Here is a 19006-nt window from a genome sequence, read left to right on the forward strand (position 1 = left end):
GGTTTAACAGATGGTGAATTAAAAAGTAACATTCACCCCGCCGCTTAATGTTTTCAGCATTGGATAATGATACAGTGTAGACGCGTTTACAATAGACTCGATATCGAAGTCTTTATACTTTGTAAACGTCAGCCAGTTCTCTGCATTCACAAACACATTTACCTTGTTGATCTTTGCTTTTGATAACCATTTGGCAGGCACGGCATAACTGAGTTGGATATTTTTCATCCGCAGGTAAGAACCATCCCGTAACCAGAAAGTAGAGTTCTGGAAATTATCCTGGCCGGCAGCGCTTTCAGTAACAATGGGCAGGCGGGCATTAGGGTTATCAGGTGTCCAGGCATCAGTAGCCCATTCCCAGGTAGCATTGGCGCCATTATTGAACGGAAAGGCAAGGTTGGCGGTAGGATATATTTTTATTCCAGCCACGCCCTGGAAGAATCCACTAAGAGAAAATCCTTTATAACCAACATTAAAGCCAAAGCCAAATGTATATTTAGGCATGATGGAGGAATTTTTAACAACAACCCGGTCATCGCCGTTGATAATGTTGTTTTTATCCTGGTCTTTATACTTTATATAACCGGCTTTGGTAGCATTGCTTTGAAAGGCACTGGCCGCTACTTCAGCATCGCTTTGGAAAAGACCATCTGCTTCCAGCAGATAATAAGCATTCATTTGCTCACCAGCTTTGGTGATGGTTGATAAATTGGTGCCATCATTATATAATACCTGACCACCCAGATCAATCACTTTGTTTTTATTATAGGCTAAGTTACCGTTGAATTCATATTCTACCTGGCCTATATGATCGTGGTATCCCAGGGTTACTTCAATACCGCTATTGTCCACAGTACCTATGTTCTTCTGTGGGCCATTGAGATCTCCCACCTGATCAGGCAGGATCAGCTGGCGTAAAATTCCATTTGTACGTTTCTTATACCAGTCGATCGTAAGATTGATCCGGTTATTCCAGAAGGCGAGATCCGTACCGACATCATAGGTGGTAGTAGATTCCCAGCTAATGGTAGAATCAGAGTAACCTGTAACGGCAGCACCTGCCGACAGCAAATTGTTAAAGCTGTAATCCTGTCCCAGATTAACGGTTGTTTTATAACTATACAACGGAACAGCCTGGTTACCCAGTTTACCAGCCGACACCCGCAGTTTTAACTGATCGATTAAATTCGATTTAAAGAATGATTCGCGATCTACACGCCAGCCGGCAGAAGCAGCAGGATAAAAGCCCCAGCGACGGCCTTCGGCAAAACGGGAGGATCCATCATCGCGGAAAGACACTTCAAAAAGATATTTGCCATCATAATCGTAATTGACACGGCCGAAGTAGGATTCGAGTACATCTTTTGTATCATGTCCTGAAATAGCATTACGGATGGTACCCGGATCAAGCGCAGTCAACCTGCCATCCAGATAACCGGTCATAGTAGCGGAATAGGTATCGGTGCCAAAGTTGTCGTAACTGGCGCCCACCATGGCAGACAGATTATGCACCTCCTTGAATTTGTGCTGCCAGCCCAATGTATTGTAAAAATGGATGGCCATGTCGTTATAATCCGTTTTAGCAGAACGCGGTGCGGTAGTGGGGCTATTCCAGTTGGTAGCGGCCAGCGTTTTCGGATTAAAGGTTTGCATCCGGGGTGTGAACTGATCGAGCAAACCATCGTATTTATCAACTCCAAATTTGATGTTGTATTTAATATCAAAAGGCAGTTTGTATTCGGCAAAAACGGTTGACAGGAAACGCTGAATTTTTTTATTGCTTAATCCATTGTATGCAAGCATCCGGGGATGTTCCCAGTTATTACGACCGGTGGTACGCAGCCACGAGTTGCCGTATCTTCCGTCTGCCAGCTGATCGGTAAGAATGGGCAGCGTGCGGAAAAGATACTGCCAGATGGCATTGTACAACGGCTCAGTATAATTGCGGTAATAACCATCGAGGGTCAGTCCTACTTTCAATCTGCTGTTTACATTATAAGAGGTGTTTAAACCCAGCGAATATTTATTTTCATGGTTACCGGGCCCGAACAGGATACCATTCCGGTCTAAATAACCCAGAGAAAGGCGGTATTGTCCTTTATCAGTGCTACCCGAAATATTCAGGTCATGCTTTTGAATTTTACCATTGCCCAAAGCAATATCAAACCAGTTATTGGCAGGGTACGTAATGGGATCATTAGCCATGCCGGCTTCATATTCTGCGATGTCGGCATCTGAATAATCAACCGTTTGCTTGCCGCCATTTCTTACCGCCTGATTTTTCAATTTCATATATACAATAGGGTCCCAAATGGCATCAGGCAATGTAGTGGCTTTTTGCAGCCCGTTATAATAGCTGTAATTCACCCGCGATGCGCCTTTACCCGTTTTTGTGGTAACCAGAATAACGCCATTGGCAGCCCTGGAACCATAAATAGCGGCAGATGCATCTTTTAACACCGTGATGGTTTCGATGTCGTTGGGGTTCAGCTCATCCATTGAATATTCAATCCCATCCACCAGTACCAGTGGATCATTATCATTGAGGGTACCCACACCACGGATACGAATTGTTGAACGATCTACCCCGGGCTGGCTGTTACCAAGATTTACAAACAGGCCAGGCATGCCCTTTAATGCATTACTAACGTTGGTGATGGGTTGTCCTTCTTTATCGGCCATGCTAAGCGTGGAGATAGAGCCGGTAAGGTTAACCTTTTTTTGAGTGCCATATCCTACCACCACAACCGAATTCAGGGCCTTGGCGTCTTCTTCCAGTTTTATGACACCGGCATCACCGCCACTTGCGGTTATTTCCTTATCAACATAACCTATATAAGAAATTACCAGTTTACTGCCGGGTTTGGCGGGTATGGTAAATTTTCCATCTGCGTTGGTAGAAGCGCCCTGTGTTGTTCCGGCGATCTGAATAGTGACGCCCGCCATGGGGGTTCCGTCTTTAGCCGATACAATTTTTCCGGAGATGGTTTGTTGCTGCGCCTGTAGGGAGAGCGTTGTTAATAGCAATACGGCAATACAGTGCAAAGCAGTAGCTAGTCGTCTTCCGACGAGCAATCGTTGACAGTTAGTCATTTCATTAGGTTTTTTAAAAATTCGTAAACACAGGAACCAGGACCCCGTTAATGAGTTTTTAGGTCAGGGGATTACGATTTCGTACGGTTCAGTTCCATTCGATTACTTAAGCTTTCGTTCAGTTTCATTTCGATTATCAAGCAATAATAATGAAACATTCTGAAAGACTAAATTAAAATGTTCGAAACAGAAAGAAATATATCTTTTAAAGTGTACATGATATTTTTGCAAACGTTTGCGTAACCGCAAAAACAAAAATCGGCTGATTTTGAACCAGCCATTTATATTTGCAAAAATTTGATGTGGGGTCGAAAAGAATCCATCGACTCAGGTGTAATTCCTTTAACAGGTGTAATTCCTTTAAAAAGAATATTACCGCCACAACATTGCCACACACAAAACGTTTATAACACCTCGATTGCTTGGCATATTATTTATAATTTATAAGTAATGGCTAGTAAAGCAATCGTAGAAACTGATGTACTACTGATAGGGGCAGGAATCATGAGCGCAACCCTCGGTATGTTGTTGAAACAATTGGATCCCACGTTAAAGATTGAAATTGTAGAACGGCTTGACAGTGCAGCTGCTGAAAGCTCAGATGCCTGGAATAATGCCGGCACCGGCCACTCCGCCTTTTGTGAATTAAACTACACCCCTGAAAAAAACGGCTCGGTTGATATTTCGAAAGCAATAAAAATTGCAGAATCCTTTGAGGTATCGAAACAGTTCTGGGCTTATCTGGTAGACAACCAGATCATCAAACTTCCCGACCTATTCATAAAACCTATTCCTCATATGAGCTTTGTATGGGGAGATAAGAATGTAAGCTATCTGCGCAAGCGATATGAAGCATTGCAAACATGTCACCTTTTCGAAGGCATGAAATATTCGGAAGATCGCAGCGTCATCGGCCAATGGGTACCGCTGGTTATGGAGGGAAGAAAAAGTGATGAGCCGGTTGCTGCTACAAAAATGGACCTAGGTACTGACGTTAATTTTGGTACGCTGACAAAGAATCTTTTGGAAGGACTTAGCGCAATGGAAAATGTGAACATTGCTTTTAAACATGGAGTTACCGGCCTGAAGAAGAAAAACGATAAATGGCATGTAAAGGTGCTGAATGAAAACAATAATACCCATCACGTTTTAAGCGCACGATTTGTATTTATAGGCGCTGGCGGCGGATCACTGCCTTTATTGCTAAAATCAAAAATACCCGAATCAAAAGGATTTGGCGGCTTTCCCGTAAGCGGCCAATGGTTACGTTGCACCAATAAAGAGATCATAAAGCAGCATGCTGCTAAAGTATATGGCGCTGCAGCCGTGGGCTCCCCGCCCATGTCTGTTCCCCACCTGGATACCAGATGGATCAAAGGAAAAAGGGAATTGCTTTTCGGCCCCTATGCAGGATTTACTACAAAATTTTTGAAGAGCGGCTCTTTGATGGACCTTTTCAAATCTATCAAATTCAGCAACATCAAGGCAATGCTATTTGCCGGTAAGAATAATCTCCCATTGACAAAATACCTGATCGATCAGGTAAGGCTTACTCCCGATGCACGGCTCGATGCACTGCGTGAATATTATCCAAATGCACGTAAAGAAGACTGGGAACTGGCCGTAGCCGGTTATCGGGTACAGGTTATCAAAAAAGATGAAGAAGAAGGCGGCATCCTGGAGTTTGGTACTGAAGTGGTAAGTGCAGCCGATGGAAGTATTGCTGCCCTGCTTGGTGCGTCCCCAGGTGCATCTACCGCAGTTTCCATTATGATAGACCTGGTACATAAATGTTTCGGCGAACATGTCAACAACCCCGAATGGCAAAACAAGCTCAGGGAAATGATCCCTTCATTTGGCAAATCATTGAGCAAAGACGCCGCCCTTGCCAAAGAGATCCGGACAAACACATGTAAAGTGCTGAAATTACATAAGCTTTTATAATTGATGTATATAAGCAAAACGCCCTGACAGTATCGTCAGGGCGTTTTGCTTTGCAAACAATACTATCTATCTATGCATGCTGGTTTCTCTTTGTGTGGTATCAAATGTTACGTGCATTGTATCAAAATCAAACGACCCAATGTATCAGAAACGAACAATCTGGTATACCTTCATTTATAATTGATTGAAGTTCAAAACAGTAATACCTGGCATATTTTTCACTGCCACATCCTTTACTATTCTGTTGATACTCATGTTGTTTTCCTTACAGTCGGCTAACAGGACCGGTATTCGTAACAGGTAAAGATGGTAGTTATGATCCGCAATTATTTTAAAACCGCTTTCAGAAGTTTAGTGCGTAACCGGAATTACACGATTATAAACATCGCCGGAATGGCTGTTGGTATGGCCGTTTGTATCATGATCTTTATCATTATACAATTTCAGACAAGCTTCGATAGTTTTCATGCAAAGAAAGATCGCCTCTACCGTGTATTGACCGAATATCATCATACAGATGCAGCCAACATTTCTTATGGAAAAGACGTTCCTTTTCCATTGCCTGTAGGCTTGAAGACCGCCTTTCCACAAATAGAACAGATAGCGCCGGTTTTTGCAAGTCAAAATGATCAGATACTGATACCCGAGACTACAGGAAATACAGAAAAAGTATTTAAAGAACAGCGGGGTGTATTTTTTACAGCACCTTCCTTCTTTAAAATGTTTGATTTCCCGTTACTCGCTGGTTCATATGCCTCCTTAAAAGATCCGAACCAGGTACTGCTTACAAAAGAGATGGCAGAGAAATATTTTGGCGACTGGAGGACCGCAATGGGTAAAACCATAAAACTGGAAGCAGGCGGCTTTATCTTCGAACACGGCACGGAAGTATTAAAAGTTTCAGGTATCCTTGAAACCATACCTGCCAATACAGACTTCCAGCTAAAACTGGTTGTCAGCTTTGGAACCGGGTTCACGGGTGATTATTTATCAAGCTCCACCAATTGGGATGAAACGATAACTGATTTTGGCTGCTATATTTTATTGCCGTCGAATGTTCCCGTTAATAATTTCAATCGGCAATTAAGCGCGTACTCGCGAAAGATGGGATCTGCCGACAATAAGAACAGTCATATTATACAACCAGTATCTGAAGTGCATTATGACACACAAGCAGGTAATTACAGCAACAAAACGATCAGCCATGAACTGCTCAACGTATTATGGCTGATCGCCGCATTCATTTTGTTGATTGCCTGCGTTAACTTTATCAACCTTTCTACCGCACAAGCTGTTACCCGTGCCAAAGAGGTGGGTGTAAGAAAAGTTTTGGGGAGCAATAAAACCCGATTACAAATCCAGTTTATCATTGAAACGTTTTTGATCGTTATCGCCTCGGTAATCATTGCAGCAGTTGTTGCCAATCTCGCATTGCCTTTTGTAAATCAGCTTCTGGAATTATCGCTATCATTTAACGTATTCATCAATCCTGCCATTATTTTATTTCTTTTAAGCGTAACCTTTCTTGTAACCGCATTGGCAGGCTTTTACCCTTCTATTGTTTTATCACGCTTCACTCCTGTTCACGCTTTAAAAACCAAACTCACCGCAAATACAACAACGGGACTTACCTTAAGAAGAGGATTGGTAGTGTTCCAATTCATCGTTGCACAGGCGCTCATTATAGGAACGCTTATCATTGTAAAGCAGATGAATTATTTTATGGATCAACCGCTGGGCTTCGATAAAGATGCCATCATAAACGTCCCTTTCCGCGTGGATAGCCTTCGCATCAGCAGGCTGGAGTTCTTAAGGGAACAGTTACTATCAGTAAACGGCGTGCAGGCAGTAAGCTTCAGTTCAAATACGCCTGTTGAAGCTAATAATGATATCTGGAGCGCATTGAGATTTAACCAGGCAAAAAAAGAAACAGATTTTAAAGCTATTACCAAATTCGCCGATAACGACTATGTACCGGCTTATAAATTACAACTGATAGCAGGAAGAAATCTGCACCCTGCTAATATGACAAGGGAATTTTTGGTGAATGAATCGCTAGTAAAAAGCCTGGGACTTAAAAAACCCGAAGACATACTGAACAAAGAAATAAGCATCTGGGGCGATCGAATAAAATGTCCTGTTGTTGGTGTGGTAAAGGATTTTAATAACAGGTCTTTTCGCCATGATCTTGCGCCATTGCTCATTACTACAAACGTAACTATGTACAGCCAGGCCGGGATAAAACTTCAAACAAAAAATATTTCGGCGACCCTGCCATCTGTCAAAAAAATATTCGAGCAAACATTCCCTGCTTTTGCTTATGAGTACAGATTTTTAGATGACAAAATTGACAAGTTTTACACCCAGGAAAATCAATTAGCCCAGTTGTATAAGATCTTTGCAGTTATCGCCATATTTCTTAGCTGTCTTGGGTTGTATGGGTTAGCCTCGTTCATGGCAGTGCAAAGAATAAAAGAAGTGGGCATTCGTAAAGTGCTTGGGGCTACAGCAGGGAATATCATTTATATGTTTTCCAAAGAATTTATCATACTTATTGCTATAGCCTTTGTGATTGCTACACCCATTGCCTGGTATTACATGCACGAATGGTTGCAGGATTATGTGTATCGCATCAACATCAGTTGGTGGTTATTTGCCGCTGGCGGATTTGTTTCAATAATTATTGCTTTGGCAACAATAGGTTTCAGGGCAATAAAAGCAGCCCTGGCAAACCCGGTGAAGTCATTACGAACAGAGTAGCTCATCAATACAAAAGCAAACAGCCAATACATATTGCGTACTGGCTGTTTGCTTAAATGACCCTAAATAATATAATTTAATAAAAGAACTGTTCTTTGATGACCATACCGTTCTTTACCTGAAAGATCCCTATTTCTTCGAGTGCCATACGTGGTTTGCCCTTGAACGTGATCTCCTGTTTAAGCACGACGCTAAAAAATTCACCTGCGACTATCGGCTCGCTGCAGCTATAACTATGAACGGTTTCAATGGTGGCCCTGCGTGCAACACCTTTCGCTTTAATGGCTTCCCGACCATTTGTAAAGATGGCCATCCCCATCGATGCGGCTTTTTCAGGCTCCTCGCAAACGACATTTTCATCATAAAGTGTATCCTGGATCTCGATAAAATTCCGTTGGTTGGCCAATTCGTGATAACGAGCTGCTGTTTCCTGAGTTGTCATATTTTTTTTATTTACCTTATAAAGATAAAAGGGGCAAGTGACAGCCCTATGTCAGCAGGAGTATTGGAATTTGAGGAACCAGCACAATTTATTTTAAAATAAGCCTGTAGAAAATGCTATCAACGGCCATCCGTGAGAAATTAGCAGGTAATAAGTCAACCGGCACCCGTTGAAATTCATTTTTTTCATAGAAACGATGGGCGGCATGAAACTTATCAGTTGTGCCCAGGAAGATCTCCTGCAACCCTTTTTCCCTTGACCAGGATAGCAGCGTGTTCAAAAGCGCCTGTGCAACTCCATAGTCTTTGCCCCGGTAATCTTTATGAACAAACATTTTCCGCAAGGCGCCTTGCTGGTTGCCAATATCTGAAAGCGCAATGGTGCCGATCACAGTGTTGTTAATGGCTGCTACCCAGAAGTTTCCGGCATCATGCTGGTAATATGCAGGAATATCCTGCAGATCGGGTTGGTCGCCGGCTGTTATCGCCACTTTGAATTCTTCTGTTTGGATGCTAAGTATCAGGTCGATTATCGGTTGCTTATGATCATCATTATATATAGCTATATCATAGTTCATGGTCGGAATTTACAAAAAATCATCAAGTGTAATATTGTACGTTATAATTCAGTAATTCTTGTCCTAAAATAACCTTTTCCCCAGTGCTCAGTTTTAACCCTGTTATTGTCGGTTTCAATTGATTGGAAGTTTATGTATCCATACAAACTGTCCCCAGTCTTATAGGCGGTTTTGTCCAATATCAGTTTTTGATAAACAATTTTGTAGGTGGGATCAGGTTCTCCCGTAATTACGTCAGTAAAAAAATAAGGTTTTGTGTAAAACTTCCCGTCCTTATACAAAATAATAAAGCCTTTTCCGCCAAATCCGGTTCCTATTCCAATATTTATGGATAAGGTGTCCGAATGATAATAGTGAGCCCGGCAATTATTAAATTTTAAATATTCAGCACTCATTGCCTGTCCTGACGAATATTCCACGTCGCTTGTTCTCTTTGACAAAGAGTCCTGTTTCTCTAGCATAGAGAACAATTCCTTTTGTTTGTCTAGTTGTGCATACACAGGTACTTTTAAAATATTGTTGTCGAATGTTGCATTGCTCCATATGGCCAGATCTTTTTTTGAGGAACAGCCTGCCATTAATATGGGGAGAAAGATCAAAAAAGGCCGGTGTTTTATCTTTTTAAGGTTCATACAAACTAAATTACTTAAATAATTGAAAGGCAGGAGATGCAGTTATTTAGTAATTGCACAAAAAAGGGGCCGCCTATACAGCGACCCCATCTCACATTAACGGTGCTTTCCTTTATTGAACTATCAGCTTTTGAACATAGCTGTTGCCAGCATTTTCAATTTTCACGAAGTATGTTCCTGGCCTGTATTTCACTGGAATATTAATACTACCGTTCCCGGTTTTATATTGAGCCAATGTTTTACCAGAGATATCTATTACAGTTACATGCACCAATGCATTGGCATTGTATTGTTTTACGCTAACAGTTAATTTTGACCCTTTTTGTACCGGGTTGGGGTAAATTATACCTGGCGTGTTATCTGTAGGAATATTAAATGCGGCTGTTGCAACCCTGGTTGTTGTGGTGATGTTGCCATAGTTGAACTTCTCCCAGCCCTGAATGCTGGTGCGGTTACAGGTCATCTCCTTTGTACCGTTTTCTGAGCTTACATACAATCCATTGCTACCACGCAACGAGATGGTATTGTCTGCATTTACCAGCCAGTCAAACTGCTCCCAACCTTGCGGGGTAGCGCGATTGCAAGTCATGGCCTGCGCACCATTTTCAGAGGACACATATTTTCCCATGCTCTGCAGCGTTACTTTACCATTTCCGGCATCAGCTACTAAAAACTGTTCCCAGCCCTGGGGGGTAGAACGGTTACAATTCATTGCCTTTGTCCCATTTTCCGAACTTACATACAATGCGTTACTGCCCTGCAGCCAAATAGTTTGGGTTACCGGTGCTACCTGTACAACACCAACAGTAAATTGTTCCCAGGTATTGATGGCTGTCCGGTTACAGGTCATCGCTTTTACACCGTTCTCTGAGCTTACATACAATCCGTTGTTGCCTTTTAAAGAAATGGACCCGTTTGTATTGGCCACCCAGTCAAATTTTTCAGTAGCACCAATGGTGTCGCGATTGCAGTTCATAGCATTCACTCCATTTTCACTGGAAACATATTTTCCCTGATTGCGCAAGGCTACTTTTCCATTACCGGCGTCAACTATTAAGAACTTGTTCCCGTTTTGTACAGCAGTGGCATTGCACCAAATAGGACCAGCGGCCCCATTTGAAGTTACATACTGCGCATTCACGCCCAATAATGAAACGGTTTTACCTATGGGCGCTGCAGAAATAACGGAACCGCCACCTCTGTTTATTACCACTTCATTGATAGCTGATACCAATGAGTACTGACCGCTTACATCACCAGAAAGTTCCCACATCATAATGCCACCACCCTGATCAAAAGCCAGATTGGTCTTGTTTTTAATGGTAGTAATACCATTATATCCTACCCCATTATAAGTATCGGAATAAGGATCTGCTCCTTTAGCCAGTAATTGCGCATAAGTTTCCCAGGTAGGCCGGCCGTAAAAAGGAACCCCCAGAATGGCTTTGGCAGCCGGCACACCCCTTCCCCGCCAGTAATTCATACATTGTACCGCCAGGTTGTAGGTAGAGTGTTCATAATCGTTGTCATCATAAGCCATAATGGTCAGATAATCCACCGTATCAAAAACGCCGGTTACAATATGGGTACCATAGTTACCGATAACGGCAATGGTACACAACTTTCCATTGTTATGCATGGTAGTTGACAACTGTTGCATCATCAATAAGAAGTTATTAGCCTCTGTTCCATCGGAAGGGTATTCCCAGTCAATGTCTATACCATCCAGATTATACTGGTTTGCAAAAGCAAGCATATTATTTGCAAAGTTGATCCGATTGGCTGAACTGGCCACTATTCCATGAAAGCCATCGCCACCGCCTCCGCCACCTACTGATACCAGCACTTTTACGCCATTGGCGTGTGCAGCGGTAACCAGACTTTGAAGTTTTGAAGCATTTTCAATTGGCTGATACCCGCCATTGGAAGTAGGTATCAAAAAAGCATAGTTTACGTGTGTTAATTTGCTGAACTGAATATTACTTACCGAACCGGCCCAGGTTGGCAGGTAGCCTACTACTTTAAACTGAGCTTCTGCCGGTGTCATTAATGACGACAGCAATACCAACAGCATACAGCACATCATTCTACATAGCTTTGTTTTGCCAAACAACAACATTCTGGGATTTTTCACCATGTTTTCATTTTTAAAGGTTACAAAAAAAATGTACGGATTTCATGTAAAATCCAGGGGTGTGTATTCGGCAATAGGGCAATGCTCCTGGTTGTTTAACCAGGCAGTTTATATTACATATTGATCATATAACCAACGGTGGGCATTAGCTGATTAATTCAATACATCAGCAGGAGTTAGTGCGAAGGGATTGCAAAAATGCATTTATTAGGAGTGGTTGCCAAATTTGCGACCACATCAAAACCTCTACAAAATAAAATGTTTGAATGATTATCAGATCATTATAAAACTCACAAAGACAATATATCACATAAGGAGATAAATAGTTGAAAACTGTGATCGGGAGAGGTGTGGACTATTATATTCAAAAGGCTTATAAAACATATGTTTTATAAGCCTTTTCATTTTGATATCAAATTGAGGTAAAACTAGCCAAGTATTTCCGTAAGCTTGTCTATCATTTTGCCCCAGGCTATTTTGCTTTTCTCCACAAATTCCTCCTGCCCATGCGGCATTTCATGCATTAATGTAAGTTCGCAGCCATCAATAACGGGTAAGATCTCGATATCGATACGCGATTCGATATTTGCGGGATCTTCTTTTACAGCCCAGGTGAAGACCAGACGGTTGGGGTGGTCAATTTCAATATACTCACCCGTATGACTGAATGTTTTACCCTGTCTGCGAACAACATAAGAAAATGAGCCTCCAACCCGGGGTTCGTTTTGAAGACTGACAATTTCCTCCTCCCTGACTTCGGGTCCAAACATAAAACGACCAATCATCTTTGTATCCAGAAATGCCTCAAATACACGTTCAGGTGGTACAGAAAACAATCCCTCGACCGTAGCAATAACAGGCAGTTTCATAATTCAATTTTACCAGGATACAACAAAATTTGTGCCCTGCCCCTATTCAATTGGGGTTTCCGGTCAAATTGAAGTTAATCAGGTTACGACAGGCCCGGGATTTATTGTCCTTTAATTGCATTTAATAACTGTTTTTCTTTGTGACGAATAAGGTATTGCTATTAATTCTGGCAGGATTGCCCCTGAATAGACTAAGTTCTTCCATTCGTGTCAGAAATACGATATTTTCGCGCATTAAACGAAACAAAACAGTTGAGAGACAATAGTCAAAGGATTTCCTATTTTTTGGACACGACGATAAATGAAAATGAGTTACCAGCGCGTTTTACTTTTCCATTTTATTATGAGCCACATCCTTTAACAAAAATAGCAGCCGCTGAACTGCAACATTACCTCGAAACCCAAACACACCTTGATCATAATTTCGGGCTGAGCACAGATACGGAGGGAACGGCTATCGGCAAAATGTTTGGCGTGTTGGTGGTGCAGGATACAAACGGGAAAGTGGGTTATCTATCAGCTTTCTCGGGTAAACTGGCAGATTCAAACGATCATCCGAGATTTGTTCCGCCGGTCTTCGATATGTTGGCTGAGAACAGCTTTTTTCTCAAGGAGATTGTGATCATTAATACTATTAATGACCGTATTAAGGAGATTGAGTTGAACAAAAACTACCAGCACCTGATCCTGGAACTTGAAAAATTAACAGCGCAATCTTCACAGGAAATAGCAGCTTTCAGAGATCAATTAAGAAACAATAAAGAACACCGGAAGCAGATCCGAGAAAAGCAAAAGAACAGCCTTAGCCAGCAGGAGTATGATGTGGTTGAAGCCGATCTTATAAAGCAGAGTCTACACGATAAGCATCAGTTGAACATTCTCACAAACAAATGGGCGCAGGTCCTTTCGACTGTGCAAACAGGATTGGCTCCATTTGAAAGTGAGATCGAAAATTTAAAAAATGAACGTAAGGAAAGATCGGCTACCCTGCAACAACAGCTTTTTGAACAATATGTATTTTTAAACAAAGATGGGAAAACCAAAAGCCTGCAGGAGATCTTCAGCCTGACAGCTTTTGGCAAACCGCCTGGCGGAGCAGGTGAATGTGCAACACCCAAGCTTTTGCAATACGCATTTGCGAACGGCTACAAACCACTTGCTATGGCAGAATTCTGGTGGGGAGCTGCACCAAAATCTGAGATCAGAAAGCATAAACAATATTATCCGGCCTGTTCAGGTAAATGCAAACCCATTCTGGCCCATATGCTGGAAGGAATACCTCTTGATGAAAATCCATTCTTGCAGGTCCCGCATGAAAGGCGCGAACTTGAAATAATTTATGAGGATGAAAGTCTTGTTGTAGTGAATAAACCTGCCGGATTACTCTCAGTTCCGGGAGTCGAGATCAAAGAGTCTGTATATTCCAGGTTAAAAGAATTATTGGGCGCTACTGAGCCCCTCATCATTCACCGGCTCGACATGGACACCTCCGGACTTTTAGTAGTGGCCAAAACCCAACACGCGCATAAGCATATCCAAAGGCAATTTATGCAGGGTACAGTAAGAAAACGCTATAGGGCATTACTTTCTAAAGAGCTTGATCAGTCAGAAGGTGAGATCGAACTTCCCCTGCGTGCCGATCTGTTCAATCGACCAAGACAACTGGTTTGTTTTAAAACCGGAAAAAAAAGTATCACCAGGTATAAAGTGATAAAAAAATACAACGCCATGACCAAAGTTGATTTTTGGCCACTCACTGGCAGGACCCATCAATTGCGTATGCACTCGGCTCATGAACTGGGTCTTAATGCCCCAATTGTGGGTGACGATCTTTATGGTATGGCATCTAAAAGATTGTATCTCCACGCGGCTCATCTCGAATTTATGCACCCCAAAACCAAAGAAAGGATCAGCTTTGAGGCAGAAGAAGGATTTTAAATACCAATTCCCGGACTGAGTCACTAACTACCTTACTTATATGTAGCATTTTGTTTATATCTGCTATTGTATTCCCTGAAAGTCACTAAAAACTCCGATGGTTACCGTCGGGTTTTTTAGTGGCTTCAAAGAAAATCTGATTTATTTACTGATCACTTTATGTAATTGGCTTTTTTCCTGCATCTGCTTCTAAAACTGCCAATGAAAATTATATTAACACTGCTATTGCTGTGTACAAGCACCGTTTTGCTTAATGCACAGATTACTATTACAGGAAAGATCACTAATGAAAAGGGAGTGCCGTTACAAGCCGTCACCATCAAGATCAAGGGTACAAATACTGCTACAGCAAGTGATGTAAAAGGTTTCTATTCAATTAAGGTGCCCGATAAGAAAGCAACACTCGTCTTTGCAAATGTTGGTTTTGATGTACAGGAAATTCCGGTAAATGAAAACACCGTGATCAACGTAATACTCAAGGCGGCTACAAACAGTCTCTCGGAAGTGGTGGTTATTGGCTATGCAGCACAGAAAAGAAAGGACGTGACAGGCTCTGTGGCCATACTTTCCGGAAGCGCTGCAGGAGTAAGTATCAATGGCCGGAATCATCGTAACGCCTCTTCTCCAAACGAAGACTATAACAGAGAAGGATACGACAATATTAAAGAGAATGAATTCCAGAAAGTCACCGATCATCCGCTTTCTACTTTTTCTATTGATGTGGATGCAGCTTCTTACAGCAATGTTCGCAGATTGATCAATGAAGGTACGCTTCCCACTCCGGGAGCTGTTCGGGTTGAAGAAATGATCAACTATTTTTCATATAATTATCCGCAACCTGTTAATGACAAGCCCTTCTCAATAACCACAGAATCTGCACCGTGTCCGTGGAATAAAGACCATCAATTAGTAATGATCGGTCTGCAGGGAAAAAAAATAGAACTCGACAAACTGCCTCCCTCCAATCTTGTTTTCCTCATCGATGTAAGTGGCAGTATGCAAACAGAAAATAAATTGCCACTGGTTAAATCATCATTGAACTTATTAGCAGAACAATTGCGTCCGCAGGATAAGGTGGCCATTGTGGTATATGCAGGTAGTGCCGGACTGGTTTTGCCATCCACCAATGATAAATACAAGATCAGGGAAGCGATCAATGCATTGGAAGCCGGCGGATCAACAGCAGGCGGCGCGGGTATAAAACTCGCGTACCAAACTGCACAACAAAATTTCATGAAGGATGGAAACAATCGCGTTATACTTTGTACCGACGGTGATTTTAATGTTGGCGCCAGCAGCGATGATGAGCTGGAAAATCTTATTGAGACAAAACGCGAATCTGGTGTATACCTTACAGTACTTGGATATGGCACAGGTAACTATCAGGATAGCAAAATGCAAAAACTGGCCGATAAAGGCAATGGCAACCATGCTTACATCGATAATATAAATGAAGCAAAAAAGGTGTTGATCAGCGAATACGGCGGAACGCTTTTCACCATTGCGAAAGACGTAAAGCTCCAGATTGAATTCAACTCCGCCAAAGTAAAAGGGTACAGGCTCATTGGATACGAAAACAGGATGCTGGCAAAAGAGGATTTTAACAATGATAAAAAAGACGCGGGCGATATGGGCAGCAATCATTCTGTTACTGCTTTGTACGAGATCATCCCTGCCAGCGTAGCAGGTGATGAAGGATTGGCAACAGTTGACCCCTTACGTTACCAAAGTAAAAAGCGGAAAAAGCGCTCCGCATCCTTTTCCGAAGAACTGATGTTTGTGAAGATCCGTTATAAAGAACCGGATGAAATGAGCAGTAACCTCATGGAAGTACCAGTAAAAGAAAACATCCAGTCTGCCAGCAATAATCTGCGCTTTGCGTCGGCAGTGGCGGCGTTTGGAATGGTATTAAGAAACTCAGTATTAAAAGGAGGCAGCGACTATAAACTGGTAAAATCACTGGCAGAAAGTAGTATAGACAGTAACAGCGATGCCTACAAAAAAGAATTTCTGGAATTGGTAAATAAAGCAGAACAATTGAAAGCTACGGCAAAACAGGGATCACCGGAATAGTAGCAACTTATTTTCCAGGCCAATGCACGACGCCATTGCTGTCAGGCATCGGCCTGGAAATTTTCACCCGACCGGATCATTTTCCTTATTTTCGGTGCCTAATCAAACCTGTCTTTGATCATGCGCCAATTACTGCCCCTGCTGTTGCTTGTACACCTCAGCCAAAGCATCTTCAGTCAAACACCTGCCTTTATTACCGACAGCCTGGATAGTTACATCCAACAAGGTATGAAAGACTGGAATGTACCGGGGTTAGCCATTGTAATAGTAAAGGATGGACAGGTAGCTTTTATAAAAGGTTATGGGGTGACAGATACAGCTACACGCCAACCCGTAGATGAAAACACCTTGTTTATGATCGCCAGCAATACCAAGCTGTTTACCGGTACCGCCCTTAGCCAGCTGGCATATAACAAAAAACTTTCGCTGGACGATAAATTCACCAAATACTACCCCGAATTTAAATTATATGAACCTGCCACAACCGGTTTGTTAACGGTGCGTGACCTGCTTAGCCATCGCATTGGCACCAAAACCTTTCAGGGTGATTTTACCTTTTGGAACAGCCTGCTTACTTCTCAGCAGATCATGCAAAAAATGAAGCTGCTGAAACCTGAGGCTGGTTTTAGGAACCATTACGGATATTGTAACAGTTGCTTTTTAGCGGCCGGCGAAGTAATACCCAAAATAACCGGTCAGTCGTGGCATAAGTACATACAGGATAGCATCCTAACGCCCTTGCAGATGAATCATACCTATACCAGCATACACAACCTGTCTGATACCCGCCTGCTGTCAAAACCTTATACAACCAGTTTTACCGGTAAACTGAACCAGGTGCCCTGGGACGACTGGGATAATCTGGCCCCTGCTGCATCTTTGATCAGCAGCGTAAGCGATATGTCACACTGGTTATTGTTTCAACTGGATAGCGGCCGCTACGAAGGAAAACGTGTGATGCCTTTTGGTGTGCTGCAAGCAACCCGCGATATCAATACACCCATTACAAGCCGGAGATCAGCGGTAGTGCCTACCCATATTGTAGGATACGGATTGGGTCTGATAGTGGGCGATTACAACGGCCGACAGATCTACTGGCATACGGGCGGTGCTGCCGGCATGGTAAGTGTTGTATGTTTTGTTCCTGAAGAAAGACTGGGAATGGCTGTGCTTACAAACAACGATAACCAGAGTTTGTATGGCGCGTTGAGGGCTCAGGTGCTGGATGCCTATACGGGGATGCCTTACCAGAACAGAAGCAAAAAATACCTTGCAGATTTCAACAATACCATGGCCGATACTTTAAAAACCATTCACGGTTGGCAGGCCCGGGTAAAAGGCACAGCGCCTTCACTTCCGCTATCGGCTTATGTGGGCCATTATACAAACGGGTTGTATGGATCGCTGGATATTGATCTGTCGGCCGACAAAAAGGACTTACGCATAAAATTCAACAGCCATGAACATTTAACAGCTACCCTTTCGTATATGGACTCGAATGAATGGCTGCTTCAATACGACAATATTGAGTATGGCATCTTCTCTGTAAAATTCAAGCTCAGTGGCAGCAAAGTGGTATCCATCGAAACCAAAGAAAGCGATTTTGTAGAAGAAGATCCTTATGTGTTTGTGAAACAGCAATAAATAGATCTTTTTATTTCAGGTTTGGATTGAGTTTGACCTCTTCGGCATTAAAAGGTAAATACCAATTGACAGGATCAGATAATTTATTATTTAGATCCAGTTCATTATACCTTTCGATGCCGATACGGGTCTTGATGGCCTCCTTAAGTATTTCCGGCCGGCCGCGTCTTGCCAGCCTCAACAGATCGAACCAGCGCTTTCCTGGCGCTCTTGAATACCGAATCAATTGTACCATCCCGGTCACTATCATAGCTATTGAAGCGGTCGTATTGTTTACTCGCCAGATTTTGCATCAACTTATAGAACGTGCTATTAGGGAACGCTGATGCAAAAAGCTGCTCTGCATTCGGCAGCGGCATAAGTACTTCACCTATTCCATGAATAACCCCATTTTCAGCATCAATATCCTGCAGGTTGTTGATAACAGGAACCCCATTTACCTTAAACACGTCTGCGGCAGATACATCTATGTTCAGGAATTTGTTATTCCTGGTGATATAAGTCGTTTTTTTAGTAGTGGTGAACCGCGTTCTGAAATCATAATAATACCACATGTTGTTGGCTATGTGATAACTCAGAATAGCAAAGAGCTCATTCACAGGAACATCGTTAATTGAGCCGTAACCTGTACGTTTGAAATATTGCTGAAAAGCCTCATTAGTAGGCGCGAACACCGTATACAGCCCTGAAACATTTACAAATTTCACCAGGTCTGCCCGCTCCAAACCTTCAGCGAAAGTGGTAAAGTTGGGATCGCCTTTTACCTTATCGTATATAAAGCCGGTTTTAGGATTCTCATCAGACCAATACTTGTCATAACCTTTCTTACATCCCAACAACAAAACAGCCATAAGTAAAGGCAATAGAAGCCCTTTGAAGCATGGATGCTTCCGTTTAAAA

The 19006-nt window shown here is 42.4% G+C and carries 12 protein-coding genes; 5 read left to right on the forward strand and 7 right to left on the reverse strand.

Features of this window, described 5'->3' with window-relative positions:
* Positions 1-18 precede the first annotated feature (18 nt).
* Positions 19-3093 carry a SusC/RagA family TonB-linked outer membrane protein gene (locus tag J7I42_RS31165; protein ID WP_209143706.1) on the reverse strand — a complete coding sequence of 1025 codons (3075 nt, stop codon included), beginning with the start codon at positions 3091-3093 and terminating at the stop codon, positions 19-21.
* 450 nt (positions 3094-3543) lie between these two features.
* On the opposite strand from J7I42_RS31165, the gene J7I42_RS31170 reads away from it, so the two are divergent.
* Positions 3544-5037 (forward strand): malate:quinone oxidoreductase, encoded by a 1494-nt coding sequence (locus tag J7I42_RS31170; protein ID WP_209143708.1) that lies wholly within the window; start codon positions 3544-3546, stop codon positions 5035-5037.
* A gap of 315 nt (positions 5038-5352) precedes the next feature.
* On the forward strand, positions 5353-7797 hold the full coding sequence (locus J7I42_RS31175) for an ABC transporter permease (RefSeq protein WP_209143710.1): 2445 nt from the start codon (positions 5353-5355) through the stop codon (positions 7795-7797).
* 76 nt (positions 7798-7873) lie between these two features.
* On the opposite strand, the gene J7I42_RS31180 is transcribed toward J7I42_RS31175, so the two are convergent.
* The 5 genes from J7I42_RS31180 to J7I42_RS31200 form a co-directional block, all read right to left on the reverse strand.
* A complete protein-coding gene (locus tag J7I42_RS31180) occupies positions 7874-8239 on the reverse strand; it encodes a SnoaL-like domain-containing protein (protein ID WP_209143712.1) in 366 nt (121 codons plus the stop codon).
* 88 nt (positions 8240-8327) lie between these two features.
* On the reverse strand, positions 8328-8816 hold the full coding sequence (locus tag J7I42_RS31185) for a GNAT family N-acetyltransferase (protein WP_209143714.1): 489 nt from the start codon (positions 8814-8816) through the stop codon (positions 8328-8330).
* A 41-nt stretch (positions 8817-8857) separates the two neighbouring features.
* On the reverse strand, positions 8858-9415 hold the full coding sequence (locus tag J7I42_RS31190; protein WP_209143716.1) for a hypothetical protein: 558 nt from the start codon (positions 9413-9415) through the stop codon (positions 8858-8860).
* A 145-nt stretch (positions 9416-9560) separates the two neighbouring features.
* A complete protein-coding gene (locus J7I42_RS31195; RefSeq protein WP_209143718.1) occupies positions 9561-11585 on the reverse strand; it encodes a glycosyl hydrolase family 18 protein in 2025 nt (674 codons plus the stop codon).
* A gap of 425 nt (positions 11586-12010) precedes the next feature.
* Complete coding sequence (locus J7I42_RS31200) at positions 12011-12451, reverse strand: SRPBCC family protein (RefSeq protein ID WP_209143720.1); 441 nt, start codon at positions 12449-12451, stop codon at positions 12011-12013.
* Between the two features lie 285 nt (positions 12452-12736).
* Here J7I42_RS31200 and J7I42_RS31205 point away from each other — a divergent pair, with 285 nt between their 5' ends.
* The 3 genes from J7I42_RS31205 to J7I42_RS31215 all read left to right on the forward strand — a co-directional run bounded on the left by J7I42_RS31205 (position 12737) and on the right by J7I42_RS31215 (position 18106).
* Positions 12737-14389 (forward strand): RluA family pseudouridine synthase, encoded by a 1653-nt coding sequence (locus J7I42_RS31205; RefSeq protein ID WP_236065623.1) that lies wholly within the window; start codon positions 12737-12739, stop codon positions 14387-14389.
* Between the two features lie 201 nt (positions 14390-14590).
* On the forward strand, positions 14591-16462 hold the full coding sequence (locus tag J7I42_RS31210) for a vWA domain-containing protein (RefSeq protein WP_209143722.1): 1872 nt from the start codon (positions 14591-14593) through the stop codon (positions 16460-16462).
* Positions 16463-16582: 120 nt separating this feature from the next.
* Positions 16583-18106, forward strand: coding sequence for a serine hydrolase (locus J7I42_RS31215; protein ID WP_209143724.1), 1524 nt, complete (start codon positions 16583-16585; stop codon positions 18104-18106).
* Between the two features lie 143 nt (positions 18107-18249).
* Here J7I42_RS31215 and J7I42_RS31220 read toward each other — a convergent pair whose 3' ends face one another.
* Positions 18250-18957, reverse strand: a complete 708-nt coding sequence (locus J7I42_RS31220; protein ID WP_209143726.1) for a fasciclin domain-containing protein — start codon at positions 18955-18957, stop codon at positions 18250-18252.
* Positions 18958-19006: the final 49 nt, after the last annotated feature.

Source organism: Niastella soli, assembly GCF_017742245.1.
GTDB lineage: Bacteria > Bacteroidota > Bacteroidia > Chitinophagales > Chitinophagaceae > Niastella > Niastella soli.